Origin of the sequence: Mycobacterium sp. (genome assembly GCF_002863225.1) — a bacterium.
GTDB lineage: Bacteria > Actinomycetota > Actinomycetes > Mycobacteriales > Mycobacteriaceae > Mycobacterium.
On record NZ_PKEK01000041.1, the window covers coordinates 88,415 to 104,915 of the forward strand.

Genomic DNA, 16,501 nt, shown 5'->3' on the forward strand with positions numbered 1-16,501 from the left:
CGAATATTCGACGGTGCGGCGACAATAGATTTGTCATGGACTTCTACAACGTCTACAGCCAGGGGTACGCCCGGGTCGCCGCGTGTACTCATCACGCCGCGATCGGAGATCCCGCGGCCAACGCCGACTCGGTGCTGCGGCTGGCCCGGCAATGCCATGACGACGGTGTGGCCCTGGCGGTGTTCCCGGAGCTGACGCTGTCCGGTTATTCCATCGAAGACATCCTGCTGCAGGATGTCTTGCTGGATTCCGTGGAGGAAGCGCTGCTCGAGGTCGTCGCCGCCTCGCGCGGGCTGCTGCTGGTGCTGGTGGTCGGCGCGCCGCTCCGGCACCGGCACCGCATCTACAACACCGCCGTGGTGATCCACCGCGGTGCCGTGTTGGGTGTGGTCCCCAAGTCGTATCTGCCGACCTACCGCGAGTTCTACGAGCGCCGTCAGATCGCGCCGGGCGACGACGAGCGCGGGACCATCCGGGTCGCCGGGACGCGGGCCCCGTTCGGCCCGGACCTGCTCTTCGAGGCAACTGATCTGCCCGGCTTCGTCCTGCACGTCGAAATCTGCGAGGACATGTTCGTCCCCATCCCGCCCAGCGCCGAAGCGGCGCTGGCGGGGGCCACGGTGCTGGCCAACCTGTCCGGCAGCCCGATCACGATCGGTCGCGCCGACGATCGGTCGCTGCTGGCACGTTCGGCGTCGCAGCGGTGTCTGGCCGCCTACGTGTATGCGGCTGCGGGAGAAGGTGAATCGACTACCGACCTGGCGTGGGACGGCCAGACCATGATCTGGGAGAACGGTGCGTTGCTGGCCGAGTCGGAGCGCTTTCCCAAGGGAGAGCGGCGCAGCATCGCCGATGTCGATCTCGAGTTGCTGCGCGCCGAGCGGTTGCGGATGGGCACCTTCGACGACAACCGGCGCCACCACCGCGGCTCGGCAGAAGCTTTCCGGCGGATCGACTTTCGGCTCGGCCCGCCGGCCGGTGACATCGGGCTCCGCCGCCACGTCGAGCGTTTCCCGTTCGTGCCCGCCGACGTCAACCGGTTGCAGCAGGACTGTTACGAGGCGTACAGCATCCAGGTGTCCGGGCTCGAGCAGCGGTTGCGGGCCTTGAACTTCCCCAAGGTCGTCATCGGCGTCTCCGGGGGCCTCGACTCGACCCACGCACTGATCGTCGCCGCGCGCGCGATGGATCGGGAGGACCGGCCGCGCAGCGACATTCTGGCGTTCACCCTGCCGGGCTTCGCCACCGGTGAGCGCACCAAACGCAACGCGATCGAGTTGTGCCGCGCGCTGGGGGTCACCTTCGCCGAAATCGACATCACCGAGACCGCGGCGCTGATGCTCAAGGAAATGGACCACCCCTTCTCGCGCGGCGAGAAGGTCTACGACGTCACCTTCGAGAACGTCCAAGCCGGGTTGCGCACCGATTATCTGTTCCGGCTGGCCAATCAGCACGGCGGCATCGTGCTGGGCACCGGCGACCTGTCCGAGCTCGGCTTGGGCTGGTCGACGTACGGTGTGGGCGATCAGATGTCGCATTACAACGTCAACGGCGGTGTGCCAAAGACGCTGATCCAGCACCTGATTCGCTGGGTGAACCTGTCGGGGCAGTTCCCGCCGGATGTGACCGCGGTGCTGCAGTCGGTGCTCGACACCGAGATCACTCCAGAACTCGTGCCCGCCGGTGAAGACGAGGAACTGCAGAGTAGCGAAGCCAAAGTCGGACCGTATGCGCTGCAAGACTTCTCGCTGTATCAGGTACTGCGCTACGGTTTCCGGCCGGCGAAGATCGCGTTCCTGGCCTGGCACGCCTGGAGTGATTCAGATAGTGGCAACTGGCCCCCGGGGTTCCCGGAGAACAAGCGTCCGTCGTACCCGCTCAAAGAGATTCGGCACTGGCTGCAGGTCTTCGTGCAGCGGTTCTACTCGTTCAGCCAGTTCAAGCGGTCCGCTCTACCCAACGGGCCCAAGGTTTCCCAGGGCGGGGCACTGTCGCCGCGCGGCGACTGGCGCGCTCCGTCCGACATGTCGGCTCGTGCCTGGCTCGACGCGATCGAACGCGACGTTCCCGAGGACTGAGGCGGCCGCCGGCTACCAGTTGGTCAGCATGACGTGGTTGATGACCAGAGCGCCGACGATGTTCGCGGCCAGCCACCATCGCTGAGATGCGCGCGGCAGCAACGCCGGAGTCGCGGTCAGCCACACCATGAACGGTAACCAGATCCGCTCGGTCTCGGCTTTGCTCAGCATGCTGAGGTCGGCGCTGAGTATCGCGGTGATGGCCGCCAGCGCCAACAGGTGCAAGCCGGACCGCCGGCGGATCGCGGCGATGCCGAAGACCCTGCCCACACCGGCGACGCTGCCCAAACCGATGGCGCACGCGACCGAGGCGAGGTTGGCCCAACCCCAGTACTGGAACGGCCTGATCTTCGCTATCCCCTGCCAATAGCGTTGCTGCACAAGGTTGTAGCCATCGAACCAGCAAAAGCCCGCTGCGGTGAACGCGGCTACCACCACCAATGCCGCTCCGATGGCGATCGCCGCCGTCGTCACCGCGGACCTACGGTCGCGCACAGCGAACAGCACGGCCAGTGCCAGCAGGCCGGTCAACACCAGCCCGTAGTTCAAGTAGACCGCCCAGCCCAGCAGCAGCCCCGCCCCGAGCGCCGCGGCAACAGGCCGGCGCACGGTTCGACTGGCCGCCAACGCAAGCAGCGCGATGCCCCAGGCCGCGACGCCGGCGAAGTACCCGTCGGCGGACACGGCAATCCAGATCGCGGTCGGCGCGACCGCCACGAACGGCGCGGCCATCCGCGCGAGCGACTCGTCGGACACAGCGCGAACAGCGACGATCACCGCCGTCGCCGCACTCGACCCCACCAGCAGGCAGAGCGCTCCCGCCCACGCGCCACCGCCCAACCCGAGTCGATCGAGCCACACGAAGGTCAGCAACGCACCGGGCGGGTGGCCCGACACATGGGTGATCCAGGAGTCCGGCTGGTAGTCCAGAATGCGACTCGAAAAGGTCCGCAGCATCGACGGGATGTCGGTGACCGTCGGCACCTGCCGCAGGTACTCGTGGCGCGCGGCCAGTCGTCCCGCAAACCCGAGCTGCCATCCGTCGACCATGGCCAGCGCAAACGCCCAGGCGCACGATGTCAGCCAGGTGACGAGTGTGAGTGTGCGCCAAGACAATCGCTGAGCCAGGCTGGGGCCCCAGCGCACAGCCGCAAGGCCGAGCCCGATCGCCGGAACGGTGCCCCAGCCGACGTGCAGGCGCCACCAGCCGAACAGCGGGGCGACGTCGGCCAAGTCGTGGATGGTCTTCGGCGAGCTGTGGATCAGCGGGGTCACGATGCCCAGGTGCAGGTGCGGAACCGTGAATGCCGCCGCTACCAGGACGACTGCCAGCGACATCGCCAAGACGTCGCGGCGTGCGAGTTTCACTTCCACTCCGTCATGTTCTCCCACCACCGTCGGTCACCGGATCTGACCCGCCCGCTACAGCGGCGGCGTGCTCGTCCCGGTATCCGTCCGGCGGCGGCCCGCCAACCCGAGTCGGGCGGCGTACGCGAGCGCGCTCGTGCCGAACAGTGCGGCGACCAACAGCAACCAGCGGCCGAGAAACGGTTGCTGATCCTGGCCGGTGGCTGCGACGTAGCTGGACTGCCCCTGCTCGATGATGCCGGGAAAGAACAGCAGCAATGACAACCCGGTCGCCAGCGCGGGTACGCGCACATAGTTGAGCGGTGACACCGCCGCCCTGTGCTCAGTGCGCGCGGGCCGGAACTTGCGGATGGCCGCAAGCGCACCGACTACCGAGCGGTCCGCCAACGCGTACAGCGGAAACAGGATCAGGTCGTGCGCGACGATGGCGCCGAGAAACCACACACCAATCGACTGCCACCACACCTTGTGGTTCCACAAGGCATGCGGACCAAGCTTTGTGATGACATATCCGGCGAGAGCCCAGGCCGCGATGGTGCCGAGCAGATGCAGCGGATCGTTGCCGTAGAATCCGGTGAATTTTGCTGTCAGCCAGCGCATTTCAGGCACGCTCGAATTCGATGAGCCGCACCCACTTGGTGTTGTGGACGCCCGGCAGCGCGGGCACGATGATGCGTGCGGGATAACCGTGATCCATGGACAGGTCCGCGCCGTTGACGCGGAGGGCGAGTAGTGCGTCGGCGTTGCCGACTTGGCCGGCCGTCAAGACGGCGCGGTTGAATCCGCCGCGGCGCTCCACGGAGCGAACGGACGCGCGGGCGTCGGTCAGTCCCGCCAAGGCGGCCAGATCGCGCAGCCGTACCCCGCTCCACGTCTGCGTGGTCGACCACCCCTCCACGCAGGCGATGGGCAGGTCGACGGTGTGCTGCGGCATGCCCAGCAGAGCGGCCCGGTCGAGCAGCCGGCTCCCGGCCGGGCCGCGCAGTTCCAGTCGCCAGTTGGCGCCCACATCGGCGGGGCTGATCGCGGCGGCCAGCGCGGTCCGGTTGACTTCGAAATCGTTACGGCCCGAACCCCGAACACGACCTCGCGGAAGCAGCAGCGCGGCGCGGCGCGTGACGCCGCCGATGGTCTGCCCGGCGGTCAGCAAGGCCACGAAGACCGCGCCACCCCCGACGAGCGCCAGCGCGCCGCGACGGCTGACGGTCGGCGGCGCAGGATCAGCGGCGACCAACCCGTCGACATCCGGGGGCTCCGGGCGGGTGTCGGCGCGTGCGGTGCGCAATACCGTCCGAAACGACATCGAACGTAGCGCGGCGACCATTTTCGGGATCTTGATCGCGACGTGAATCACGAAGCCCGCGAAGAAGATCCAGGCTCCGAAATAGTGCGCGGTGTAGAAGCTGAAGCCGAAGATGTAGTCGTACTGGATGTTGAGCACGCCGGTGGCGAGTTCGAAGACGATGCCGCCGACCAGCATCAGCAACGAAAGCCGTTCCACCAACTGTGCGATCGACCGCAATGGCGGCCACGCGAACAGCCGGGGCATCACCGACCAGAGCTTGGCCAGCACCACGGGAATGATGATCAGACCCAGCCCGACGTGCACACCCTGGGTCAACCGATAGAGCCACGACGGCCGGCTCGGCCAATCGAAGGTCGGCAGCTTGAGCCATCCGACATCGCGGGGGATGGCCTGGCCGAATTGCGGGCCGTAGGCGATGTACGACAACAGCCCGGTCAGCCCGACGATGGGCAGGGCGATCAGCAGCACCGAACCGAACACCGAGGTCAGCCATGGTCCCCGGAGCGGACTACGCCATCGCTGCAGCATCCGGGCCCCGGGTGGACGGCTAATGGTTCGCGCCGCGGCGAGTCGTCAAGGTCAGCACCGCGATCATCCGGTCGTGGATGGTGCTGACCTGGGTGACGCAGAAACCCGCGGCCCGCGCGATGTCGCCGAGCTCGACCGCTCCGACACGGGACCACGGAAACCATTGACCCAGATAGTCATCGGTTTCCCACCGGAGCCATTCGTAACAGGATTCGGATGTGGGGGAATCGATCTCGACGATGACGGTGCCGCCGTCGGCAAGCAGCCGCGCGGTCCTGCGCAGCGTATGGACCGGATTGCCCCCGATGCCGATGTTGCCGTCGGTGAGTAGCACCTGCGCCCAACACCCCTCGGCGGGCAGCGGTCCGAAGACGTCGCGGTGAATCGCGGTGCCACCCCGTTGCCGGGTCATCTGCACGGCGGTCGCCGAACTGTCGACGCCCAGCGCGGGGAGGCCGCGCTCCTGCAGCCAGGCGGTGAATCGCCCGGGCCCGCAGCCCATGTCCAGAGTCGGGCGCGACGAGCATTGCTGCAACACGTGCTCGTCGGCCAGCCGGTCGTCGGGGGTAGCGGTCAGTCCGCCCATCCAACGCGACATCGGTAGCTCGCGACGATGCCCAAGATGGTTACGTGACCAGCAGGAACTGCCCGACGCGGCCGATTGGTAGATCACATCGGCCGACCACACCGACGCGGCCACGGCTTCAGTTGTCATCGCGGCCCGCGAATCTTGACAACATCCATCTCCCGTTCGCCGATTTGTGCACAGTGCTTTTAATGCGATTCGACACCGACGGATCGAAGGATTGCCGGAGCCAGGATTTCGAAACCTCCACGAAACGCGCGGTAGCCCGTCCACGGTCGCTCCGCTGCGAGTCTCGCCGGAAGCGCATCGCAGCGCGTCCCGGCCCAGCTCGGGCTGGCTGCACAGCCCGCTGAGCTGTAGGATCCGCCGCTTCCCGTGGTCGAGGTCGGGCACAGTGGAGTGATGAGCTCACGGCCGGCGTCGATCTGTCTGCTGACGATCGGCCTGCTGGCCGCCGGGTGTGGCGCCGGGCCGCCGACGCCGGTTGTCTCGCCCGCGCGTACGCCGCCGGCCGAACCCGCGACCGCCGGCCCCGCGACGGTGCCCCCGCTCGGCAGGGTGGTGCCGGTCGGCGACGCACCCGAGGGTGTCGTCGTCGGGACGTCCGGGATCGCAGCGGTGGCCGTGCGCAATCCGGACGGAGTCGCGTTAGTCGACGCCGTCACCGGGGCCGTCCGCGAGACCATCCGGACGGTGGGGGCGGCGCGGCATCTGAGCCTGGGCGGACCGGACGGGCCGGTGCTGGTGCCGTTGGAGAGCTCCAACACGCTGACCGCGATGAGCCTTGCGGACGGCCGGGTGACATTCACCGTGGCCAACGTCGGGCGGCAACCACACGATGCGGCGCAGACGGCCGACGGCACGATCGTGGTCACCAACGAGCACGGCGGCGGGGTGGTGTTCGTGCGCGACGGCGCGGTGCGGGGTTCACTGCCCGCCGGTCCAGTTCAACCCGGTGGCATCGCGGCGGTCGGAGACCGGGCGGCGGTAGCCGACGTGCAGGGCAACGGGGTGTGGGTTTACGACGGGTCGACGCGTCGATTGCTGACCCACGGCCCGGTCGGGGTGAAGCTGACGCACGCGGCCGCGGTCGGAGAGGAGATGGCGGCCTTCGCCGACACCGACGGCGGCGCCGTCGTCATCGAGCGCGTCGGCCCGCAGCTCAGCCGTATCGCGACGGTCGACGCTCCGGGCAAGCCGTACGGGCTCGCCTACGACGCCGTGCGACGTCGTCTGTACGTCACGCTGACGGCATCGAACAGGCTGCGGGTGGTCGATCTCTCCGATCCGGCCACCCCGCGGATACTCACCGATGTGCCGACGATCCGACAGCCCAATTCGGTGGCCGTCGACCCGCGTCGAGGCGCGGTGCTGGTGACGGGCAGTGCCCCCGGCGGCGACAGCGGGCTGCAGATCATCGGCCCCGAACTGCTGCCGACACGTTGACCGAGCGACCCGGCTACGGTCGGCAGCAGCGAAAGGATGCGGATCTGCAGTGAGAATTCTGTTGACGGGGGCCGCCGGTTTCATCGGTTCGAGGGTGGACAAGGCGCTGCGCGATGCCGGGCACGACGTTGTCGGTGTCGACCTGCTGTTGCCCGCCGCGCACGCTCCCGGCGCGCGCCTACCCGCCGGCTGCCACCACGTCGACGTCCGGGACGGATCCGCGCTGGCGCCGCTGCTCTCCGGTGTCGACCTGGTCTGCCACCAGGCCGCAATGGTCGGGGCCGGGGTGAACGCCGCGGACGCTCCCGCCTACGGCGGTCACAACGACTTGGCCACCACGGTGCTGCTGGCCGAGATGTTCGCCGCCGGAGTCCGACGTCTGGTGCTGGCCTCGTCGATGGTGGTCTACGGGCAGGGCGGCTACGCCTGTCCCGACCATGGTCCGGTCGACCCGCAACCGCGGCGGCGCGCCGACCTCGACGCCGGGGTGTTCGAGCATCGCTGTCCGGTCGGCGGTGAAGAACTGCACTGGCGGCTGGTCGACGAGGACGCTCCGCTGCGACCGCGCAGCCTTTACGCGGCGAGTAAGACCGCCCAGGAGCACTATGCGCTGGCCTGGTCGGAGTCGACGGGCGGTTCGGTTGTGGCGCTGCGCTACCACAACGTCTATGGCCCGGGGATGCCGCGCGACACGCCCTACTCGGGGGTCGCGGCGATCTTCCGTTCGTCACTCGAAAAGGGGGATTCACCAAAGGTATTCGAGGACGGCGGACAGATGCGTGACTTCGTGCACGTTGACGACGTCGCCGCCGCGAACGTCGCTGCCACAGCCGACCGGGAGGGCTTCACCGCGGTCAACGTCTGTTCCGGCCAACCGATCTCGATCCGGGAGGTTGCGGCCGCGCTGTGCGACGCCCGCGACACTGCGCTGTCCCCGGAGGTCACCGGCCAGTACCGCCACGGTGATGTGCGCCATATCGTCGCCGACCCGGCCCGCGCCGCGGAGGTGCTGAATTTTCGTGCCGCGATCGATCCGCGCGACGGTCTGCGCCACTTCGCGTTCGCGCCGCTACGGTAACGGTATTCGCTGATGCCAGAACATCTTCCGGACTCCGCCGACCGGGTCACCGTGGTGCTTCCGTGTCTCAACGAAGAGGAGTCGCTGGCTGCGGTACTCGCGGCCGTACCGGCCGGTTACCGGACCCTGGTGGTCGACAACAACAGCACCGATGACACCGCCGGGGTGGCCGGACGGCACGGCGCCACGGTGGTGTTCGAACCTCAAGCGGGCTACGGCGCCGCGGTGCATGCCGGGGTGGTCGCGGCAACCACCCCGATCGTCGCGGTCATCGATGCCGACGGGTCGATGGATCCCGCGGACCTTCCCCGGCTGGTAGCCGCGGTCGAGAGCGGCGCCGACCTGGCGACCGGGCGGCGCCGCGCGGTGCCCGGTCTGCACTGGCCGTTCGTCGCCCGGTTGGGCACGGTGGTGATGAGCTGGCGACTGCGAACCCGGCACGGATTGCCGGTGCACGACATCGCGCCGATGCGGGTCGCACGGCGGGAGGACCTGCTGAATCTCGGTGTGCTCGACCGCCGCTCGGGCTATCCGCTGGAATTGTTGGTTCGCGCCGCCGCGGCCGGATGGCGGGTTGCCGAATTCGACGTCAGTTACGGCCCACGCACGGGCGGAAAGTCGAAAGTCAGCGGATCGTTGCGGGGCAGCATCACGGCGATCTTCGACTTCTGGAAGGTGATTTCGTGAGCACACTTCCGGTGACCTTGCTGATCGTGGCCAAGGCGCCCGAGCCGGGCAAAGCCAAGACCCGGTTGGCCGCAACCGTCGGCGATCAGGTCGCCGCCGACATCGCCGCTGCGGCACTGCTCGACACCCTGGACGCGGCGGCGGCCGCGCCGGTGGCCGCGCGGGTGGTCGCGCTCACCGGTGACTTGGACGCCGCGTCCTGCAGCACCGAGATCCGCAGGCGGCTGGAGTCTTTCACCGTGGTCGGGCAGCGTGGTGACGATTTCGCCGACCGGCTGGCCAACGCGCACGCCGACGCGGGTGACGCGGGCGGAGGTCGTCCCGTGTTGCAGATCGGGATGGACACTCCGCAGGTGAGCGCCGAGCTGCTGACCGACTGTGCGGAGCGCCTGTTGCAGGTGCCGGCCGTGCTGGGTCCGGCGCGCGACGGCGGTTGGTGGATCCTGGGATTGGACGCGCCGACGGCGGCCGAACACCTCCGTGGCGTTCCGATGTCGCAACCGGACACCGGAGACCTCACAGCGAAAGCTCTGCGCGACAAGGGTATCGAAGTTGCCACCGTAGCGACGCTGGCCGACGTGGACGTCGTCGACGACGTCGCCGCGGTGCGCGATGCCTGCGATCACGCCAGCCGCTTCGCGCGGGTCACCCGCGCCGCTGGACTCTAGACCGTCATCAGCCCGGCGCCGTCGCCTTGTCGATCGCGTCGGCATCCGGCGCGCAGTCACCGGCGCCGGCTACCAGCGTCGCGAGCGCCCCGGCCGCGCAGGCCCGGCGCAGAGCGCGGCCCGGTCCGGCGGCCCAAGTGGCTGCCAGCACACCGGCGAACACGTCGCCCGCGCCGGCGGTGTCGATCGCATCCACCGCGGGCGCAGCCACCTCGAACTCCACGCCGTCGCCGGTGTAAGCGGCGCCGCGCGCACCCAGCGTGGTCACGCGTTGCGGTACCGGCCAATTCCACTGCGCGGCTTCGGTTTCGTTGACCACCAGAACATCGACCAGCTCGGCCAGCTGCGCCAACTCGGCGTCGTCGCCACCCGGCGGTGACGCGTTGAGAATGACCGTGACACCGGCCGACCGCGCGGCCCGGGCGGCCGCCGCCGCAGTCGCGACTGGAATCTCCAACTGCAGCAACAACACATCGACGTCGGCGACGATGTCACCCAGCGCCGCCGCGTCCAGTGCCAGCCGGCCGTTGGCCTCCGGGGCGACGATGATCAGGTTCTCGCCGCTGGATTCGACGACGACGACAGCGTTTCCGCTGCGCCCGGCGACGGTGATCAGGGCGTCGGTGCCGACGCCGTTCTCCTCGAGGTGGTCGCGCAACTGTCCGGCCGCCGTGTCGTCTCCGACGGCGCCGACGAATTGCACGTCCGCCCCTGCGCGTGCCGCGGCCACCGCCTGATTGGCGCCTTTGCCACCGGGCGCCGAGCGCATCGACATCGCCAGTGCCGTCTCGCCCGGGCGGGGCAGCGTTTCGACCTCGAACCCGAGGTCCATGTTCACGCTGCCCACCACACACACCCGCGTCATGTCGCCGACGCTAGGTAGAACCGTTCGGATATACAAACGTCGTGTTGATAACGGTTTTCGGCAAATCCGTTTTCGCCCTTGCGGAGGCGATATCCTGCTGCGTGATCTGGGCTTGTCGGCCCGGCTGCGAAAGGATGCCGATTGACGCCGCGAGGCTCAGCCGAACCGGCACCGCACGATGAAACGGTGCCGGCGAAATCTGGCTGGCGCCGTCGTCGGCGGCGGCCGGCCGGACTGAGCATCCAGTCGAAAATCATGGTGATGCTGCTGGTTTCCAGCCTGGCGTCGCTGGCGGTGATCGGCGTGGTCGAATACGTGTCCGGCCGCAACACCCTGATGCCCGTCGCCGCCGAGCGCATGACGCAGTTGCGCGAAGCCCAGAAACGGGCCATAGAAATGTTGTTCGCCGATTTGACCAATTCGCTGGCGATCTACAGTCGCGGGTACACGGCAGACGAAGCGGTGCAGGCATTTACCGCGGGATTCGACCAATTGGCCGACGCACCAGGCGATCCCGGCCAGCAGCAGGCACTGGAGAGTTATTACCTGGACACGTTGATCGAGCCGATCCAGAAAGCCACCGGCGTCAGACTGGACCTGCCCGCAGTGCTGCCGACCGGCAACGCGCAGAGATATCTTCAAGCGCACTACACGATCCGGGCGTCAGAGAAGTCGCCGGCACCCGAAGACGCCGGTGACGGCAGCGCATGGTCGGCGGCGAATGCGCGCTTCAACGGCTACTTTCGCGAAATCGCCACCCGATTCGAATACCGCGACGCCATGCTGCTCGACACTCGCGGCAACGTGGTCTACAACGTCAACAAGGGTCCTGCGCTCGGCTCCAACATCCTCACCGGCCCGTATCGCTCGTCGAATCTGCGCGGCGCCTACGAAAAGGCGATGGCCGCCGACTCGGTCGACTTCGTGTGGATCACCGACTTCCAGACATTCCAGGCCGCCGCAGGGATGCCGATTGCCTGGCTGGTATCGCCAATCGGAGTGGCAGGCAAGACCGACGGCGTCATGGCGCTCCCGCTGCCGATCTCGAAAGTCAACCGGATCATGACCGCCGATCAGCACTGGAAAGCTGCGGGCATGGGTGCCACGGCGGAGACGTTCCTGGCCGGACCGGATGGGCTGATGCGGTCTGACTCACGGCTGTTCCTCGAGGATCCCCAGCGGTATCAACGCGACGCCGTCGCAGCGGGCACCCCGCCCGAGGTCGTCGCCAAGGCGATCCGCTGGCACGGCACGACTTTGGTGCAACCGGTCGAAACCCCGGCTTTCCGGGCGGCTCAAAAAGGTCGGTCCGGAACAGTCACAGATACCGGCTATCTGGGCGAGCGCGAGTTGGCGGCCTATGCGCCGGTGACTATTCCGAACTCCGATCTGCGCTGGTCGATTCTGGCGACCCGGGACAGCGAAGAGGCCAACGCGCGGGTAGTGGCCTTCACCCGCACGCTGGTGGTCACGGCGGCGGCAATGGTCGTTGTGCTGTGTGTACTCGCGATGCTGATCGCCCAGCGATTCGTCCGTCCGCTGCGCAGGCTGCAGGCCGGCGCCGAGGAGATCAGCGCCGGAAACTACGACGTCGCCATCCCGGTGACATCGCGTGACGAAATCGGCGATCTCACCAAGGCTTTCAACGAGATGAGCCGGAATCTCGAGATCAAAGAAGGTTTGCTCGCCGAACAGCGCGCGGAGAACGATCGGCTGTTGCTGTCGTTGATGCCTGAAACCGTAGTTCAGCGTTACCGTGACGGCGAGCAGACCATCGCTCAAGAGCATCAGGACGTGACGGTCATCTTCGCCGACATCATCGGGCTCGACGAGAATGTCGATGACCTGTCGGGTGAAGAATTGGTCGGCATCGTCGACGAGCTGGTCCGCGAACTCGATTCCGCAGCCGAAACCCTGGGCGTCGAACCGATTCGCACAGTGCACAACGGTTATCTCGCCAGCTGCGGCCTGAACGTTCCACGACTGGACAGTGTGCCGCGCACGATCGACTTCGCCGTCGAAATGCAGCGCATCATCGAGCGCTTCAACAGCGGCAGGGGATACCACCTCAGCCTGCGGGTGGGCATCAACACCGGCAATGTGATCAGCGGATTGGTCGGCAGATCCAGCGTCATCTACGACATGTGGGGTGCTGCTGTGAACTTGGCACACCAGTTGCGCAGCGGGGCCACGGAACCGGGGATATTCGTCACCGCGGACGTCTATGACGTGATGCGTGATCTCCGGCAGTTCACCGCCGCCGGGACCGTTACCGTCGGAGGTTCCGAGCAGCAGATCTGGCGATTGGCGGACCGAAAGTGACCGTCCCCGACCCCTTCTGGTTGTACTGGGCCATCGGACTGGCCGTCGGGTTGCCGCTGCTGCTGGTGAGTCTCACCGAATGGCAACACTTCCTGTCGCGCCGGGCCAGCCCGTTGGCCAGGCCGGTCTATCTGCTGCGCAGTTACCTGGTGCCGCTGGCGGCATTGCTGCTGCTATTGGTCAAGGTGGCCGGCATACCTGCCGACATCGACTCGGTACGTGTGCTGGCAACGGTATTCGGGTTCGTGGTGCTGCTTCTGCTTCTCTCAGGCCTCAACGCGACGGTGTTCGACGGGGCGCCGGAGGGCTCTTGGCGTCAACGGGTTCCGACGATATTCCGGGACGTCACAAGGTTTTTACTGATCGCCGTCGGCCTGGCGCTGATTTTCTCCTACGTCTGGGGAGTGCGCGTCGGTGGCTTGTTCACCGCGTTGGGCGTGACGTCCGTGGTCATCGGCTTGATGCTGCAGAACTCCGTCGGTCAGATCGTGTCCGGGTTGTTCATGTTGTTCGAGCAGCCATTCCGAATCGGGGACTGGCTCGACACTCCCGCCGCGCGCGGCCGCATCGTGGAAGCGAACTGGCGCGCGGTACACATTCAGACCGGCCACGGTTTACAGATCACGCCGAACTCGGTGCTGGCCGCGACGTCGTTCACCAACCTCAGCCGTCCGCCGGGGGCGCACAAGTTGTCGATCAGCACGATGTTTTCCGTCGATGACCCGCCCGACCGCGTACGCCTCCTCCTGATTCGGGTAGCTCAGGCATTGCCGCAGCGGAGGGCCGATGTGGCGCCGACATCCTCGGCAACTGGCTCCGGCGCGTACGAGGTGAGCATCGCCTTGAAGTCTCCGGCCGACGACGGCGTCGCCAAAGCGACCTTCCTGCGCTGGATTTGGTACGCGGCCCGGCGTGAGGGCCTGCATCTCGACGGCGCCACCGACGACTACTCCACGGCGGCGAGGGTGCAGTCGGCGATGCGGGACGTGGTGGCACCCGCCCTGCGGCTCAGCCTCGCCGACCAGCAGCTGCTGATCCCGCACGCGAAGTTGATTCGGTATGGCACCGACGAGATCGTGCAATACGCCGGTGAAGTGCCCACCGCCATGACGTTCGTCATCAAGGGCAGCATTAGGCGCACCTCGGCGGGTGACGACGGTTCGGTGACGCCGCTGAGCCTGCTGGAAGAGGGTTCTTTCCTCGGGTTGAGCACGCTGACCCGGCAGCCGAGTCTCTCCGGTGCCTACGCGCTGGAGGAAGTGACGGCACTCGAGATCGACCGGGAGTACATCGAGGATCTCGTGATGCGGGCACCGCTGCTGCTACAGGAATTGGGCAGGATCATCGAGGACCGCCGCAAAGAAACATCGTCGATCGGGGTCGTCTCACCCCGGCGTTAGTTGCCCGCTACCCTGGATCGATGAGTGTGCACACCTTGTCGGCGAGCGATGTGCGCAGGCAGGTGCACGACGCGGCGCGACGGGCCCGGGTGGCCGCTCGGATACTGGCCTCGTTGCCGACCGTAGCCAAGGATCAGGCGCTGGCTGTCGCCGCCGACGCGTTGGTGGCCAACACCGACCGCATCCTGGCGGCCAACGCCGAGGATCTGCGCTCGGCCCGTGCCGCTGACACGCCGACCGCGATGATCGACCGGCTCGCCCTGGACCCCAAGCGCGTCGAGGGCATTGCGGCTGGCCTGCGCCAGGTCGCCGGCCTGCCGGACCCGGTCGGCGAGGTGCTGCGCGGCTACACGCTGCCCAACGGGCTGGCTTTGCGCCAGCAGCGCGTCCCGCTCGGTGTCGTCGGCATCGTCTACGAGGGCCGGCCCAACGTCACCGTCGACGCGTTCGGCCTGACGCTGAAGTCCGGCAACGCGGCGCTGCTGCGCGGCAGCGCCTCCGCGGTGCGTTCCAACGAGGCGCTGGTCGCGGTGTTGCGCGACGCCCTGCACGGCGAGGACCTGCCGGTCGACGCCGTACAACTGCTGCCGTCCGCCGACCGGTCTTCGGTGACACACCTGATCCAAGCCCGGGGACTGGTCGACGTGGTGATTCCCCGCGGAGGAGCCGGCCTGATCGACGCGGTCGTCCGCGACTCGCAGGTGCCGACCATCGAAACCGGCGTCGGCAACTGCCATGTCTACGTGCATGACGCCACCGATCTCGACATGGCCGAGCGAATCCTGTTGAACTCCAAGACCCGTCGCCCAAGTGTGTGCAATGCCGCCGAGACGTTGCTGGTCGACCGGGCGATCGCCGACCAGGCGATGCCGCGACTGATCGGCGCGCTGCAGGACGCCGGTGTGACCGTCCACCTGGATCCCGATGACGACCACCTGCGCCGCGAATACCTGGAGATGGAGATCGCCGTCGCGGTCGTCGACGGGGTCGACGCGGCCATCACGCACATCAACGAATACGGCACCGGGCACACCGAGGCCATCGTGACGTCGAATATGGCTGCGGCGCAACGGTTCACCGAAGGCGTCGACGCAGCTGCGGTGATGGTCAACGCCTCGACCAGTTTCACCGACGGAGAGCAGTTCGGGTTCGGCGCCGAGATCGGCATCTCGACTCAGAAGCTGCATGCCCGCGGCCCGATGGGCCTTGCCGAACTGACCTCGACCAAGTGGATCGGCTGGGGAGACGGCCAGACCCGCCAGGTCTGACATAGCTGAGGAGAAAGACCACGTGAGTGTGCCCGCGCGGCCCGCGCCGCTGTTCGCCGACATCGACGACGTCGGCCGGCGTCTTGCCGAAACCGGTTACCTACCCGACACCGCCACTGCGACAGCGGTATTCCTGGCAGACCGGCTCGGCAAGCCGCTGCTGGTCGAAGGCCCGGCCGGAGTCGGTAAGACCGAACTCGCCCGCGCTGTCGCTCAGGCCACCGGTTCCGGTCTGGTGCGCCTACAGTGCTACGAAGGTGTCGACGAGGCGCGCGCGCTCTACGAGTGGAACCACGCCAAGCAGATCCTGCGTATCCAATCCGGTTCCAACGACTGGGATCAGACCAAGACCGACGTCTTCACCGAGGAGTTCCTGCTGTCGCGGCCGCTGCTGACGGCGATCCGGCAGACCGAGCCCACCGTGCTGCTGATCGACGAAACCGACAAGGCGGACATCGAAATCGAAGGCCTGCTGCTCGAGGTGTTGTCCGATTTCGCGGTCACCGTCCCGGAGTTGGGCACCATCACCGCCGAGCGGCGGCCGTTCACGGTGCTGACCTCCAACGCCACCCGTGAGCTGTCGGAGGCGCTCAAGCGCCGCTGCCTGTTCTTGCACATCGACTTTCCCAGCCCCGAGCTGGAACGTCGAATCCTGTTGTCCCGCGTGCCCGAACTGCCGGCCCACATCGCCGAAGAACTGGTCCGCATCATCGGGGTGCTGCGCGGCATGCAACTCAAGAAGCTGCCGTCGGTGGCCGAGACCATCGACTGGGGACGCACCGTGCTGGCGCTGGGCCTCGACACCATCGACGACGCGACCATCGCGGCCACGATGGGCGTCGTGCTCAAACATCAGTCCGACCAGACCCGCGCCACCTCCGAGCTCCGGCTGAACTGAGGC

At 67.3% G+C, this 16,501-nt stretch carries 14 protein-coding genes; 9 read left to right on the plus strand and 5 right to left on the minus strand.

Annotated elements, in window-relative coordinates; translation table 11 throughout:
* Nucleotides 1–35: 35 nt before the first annotated feature.
* Nucleotides 36–2,078 carry an NAD(+) synthase gene (locus tag CYU59_RS12850; protein WP_292989945.1) on the plus strand — a complete coding sequence of 681 codons (2,043 nt, stop codon included), beginning with the start codon at nucleotides 36–38 and terminating at the stop codon, nucleotides 2,076–2,078.
* A 12-nt stretch (nucleotides 2,079–2,090) separates the two neighbouring features.
* On the opposite strand, the gene CYU59_RS12855 is transcribed toward CYU59_RS12850, so the two are convergent.
* From CYU59_RS12855 to CYU59_RS12870, 4 genes are read right to left on the minus strand one after another with little or no spacing between them, the layout of a single operon-like run.
* Nucleotides 2,091–3,446 carry a hypothetical protein gene (locus CYU59_RS12855; protein WP_292989947.1) on the minus strand — a complete coding sequence of 452 codons (1,356 nt, stop codon included), beginning with the start codon at nucleotides 3,444–3,446 and terminating at the stop codon, nucleotides 2,091–2,093.
* 54 nt (nucleotides 3,447–3,500) lie between these two features.
* Nucleotides 3,501–4,046 (minus strand): hypothetical protein, encoded by a 546-nt coding sequence (locus CYU59_RS12860; RefSeq protein ID WP_292990290.1) that lies wholly within the window; start codon nucleotides 4,044–4,046, stop codon nucleotides 3,501–3,503.
* Nucleotide 4,047: 1 nt separating this feature from the next.
* Nucleotides 4,048–5,280, minus strand: coding sequence for a molybdopterin-dependent oxidoreductase (locus CYU59_RS12865; RefSeq protein ID WP_292989949.1), 1,233 nt, complete (start codon nucleotides 5,278–5,280; stop codon nucleotides 4,048–4,050).
* Between the two features lie 19 nt (nucleotides 5,281–5,299).
* A complete protein-coding gene (locus CYU59_RS12870) occupies nucleotides 5,300–5,995 on the minus strand; it encodes a methyltransferase domain-containing protein (RefSeq protein ID WP_292989951.1) in 696 nt (231 codons plus the stop codon).
* A gap of 273 nt (nucleotides 5,996–6,268) precedes the next feature.
* Between CYU59_RS12870 and CYU59_RS12875 the strand changes: the two genes are divergently transcribed.
* From CYU59_RS12875 to CYU59_RS12890, 4 genes are read left to right on the plus strand one after another with little or no spacing between them, the layout of a single operon-like run.
* Complete coding sequence (locus CYU59_RS12875) at nucleotides 6,269–7,312, plus strand: hypothetical protein (protein WP_292989953.1); 1,044 nt, start codon at nucleotides 6,269–6,271, stop codon at nucleotides 7,310–7,312.
* A gap of 49 nt (nucleotides 7,313–7,361) precedes the next feature.
* A complete protein-coding gene (locus CYU59_RS12880; protein WP_292989955.1) occupies nucleotides 7,362–8,390 on the plus strand; it encodes an NAD-dependent epimerase/dehydratase family protein in 1,029 nt (342 codons plus the stop codon).
* 12 nt (nucleotides 8,391–8,402) lie between these two features.
* Entirely contained in the window at nucleotides 8,403–9,077 is a 675-nt protein-coding gene (locus CYU59_RS12885) for a glycosyltransferase family 2 protein (RefSeq protein ID WP_292989957.1), read from the plus strand.
* Nucleotides 9,074–9,745, plus strand: a complete 672-nt coding sequence (locus CYU59_RS12890; RefSeq protein WP_292989959.1) for a DUF2064 domain-containing protein — start codon at nucleotides 9,074–9,076, stop codon at nucleotides 9,743–9,745. The genes CYU59_RS12885 and CYU59_RS12890 overlap by 4 nt, the downstream gene beginning before the upstream one ends.
* A gap of 7 nt (nucleotides 9,746–9,752) precedes the next feature.
* Here CYU59_RS12890 and CYU59_RS12895 read toward each other — a convergent pair whose 3' ends face one another.
* Nucleotides 9,753–10,610, minus strand: coding sequence for a ribokinase (locus tag CYU59_RS12895; RefSeq protein WP_292989961.1), 858 nt, complete (start codon nucleotides 10,608–10,610; stop codon nucleotides 9,753–9,755).
* Between the two features lie 255 nt (nucleotides 10,611–10,865).
* On the opposite strand from CYU59_RS12895, the gene CYU59_RS12900 reads away from it, so the two are divergent.
* From CYU59_RS12900 to CYU59_RS12915, 4 genes are read left to right on the plus strand one after another with little or no spacing between them, the layout of a single operon-like run.
* The gene (locus CYU59_RS12900) at nucleotides 10,866–12,932 is read left to right on the plus strand and encodes an adenylate/guanylate cyclase domain-containing protein (RefSeq protein WP_292990293.1); all 2,067 of its coding nucleotides are present in this window, start codon (nucleotides 10,866–10,868) and stop codon (nucleotides 12,930–12,932) included.
* Nucleotides 12,929–14,332: a mechanosensitive ion channel domain-containing protein gene (locus CYU59_RS12905; RefSeq protein ID WP_292989963.1), complete on the plus strand. Its 1,404-nt coding sequence runs from the start codon at nucleotides 12,929–12,931 to the stop codon at nucleotides 14,330–14,332. Before CYU59_RS12900 ends, CYU59_RS12905 begins: the two co-directional genes overlap by 4 nt.
* A gap of 20 nt (nucleotides 14,333–14,352) precedes the next feature.
* Nucleotides 14,353–15,600 (plus strand): glutamate-5-semialdehyde dehydrogenase, encoded by a 1,248-nt coding sequence (locus CYU59_RS12910; protein WP_292989965.1) that lies wholly within the window; start codon nucleotides 14,353–14,355, stop codon nucleotides 15,598–15,600.
* Between the two features lie 22 nt (nucleotides 15,601–15,622).
* Nucleotides 15,623–16,498 (plus strand): MoxR family ATPase, encoded by an 876-nt coding sequence (locus CYU59_RS12915; protein WP_292989967.1) that lies wholly within the window; start codon nucleotides 15,623–15,625, stop codon nucleotides 16,496–16,498.
* Nucleotides 16,499–16,501 lie beyond the last annotated feature (3 nt).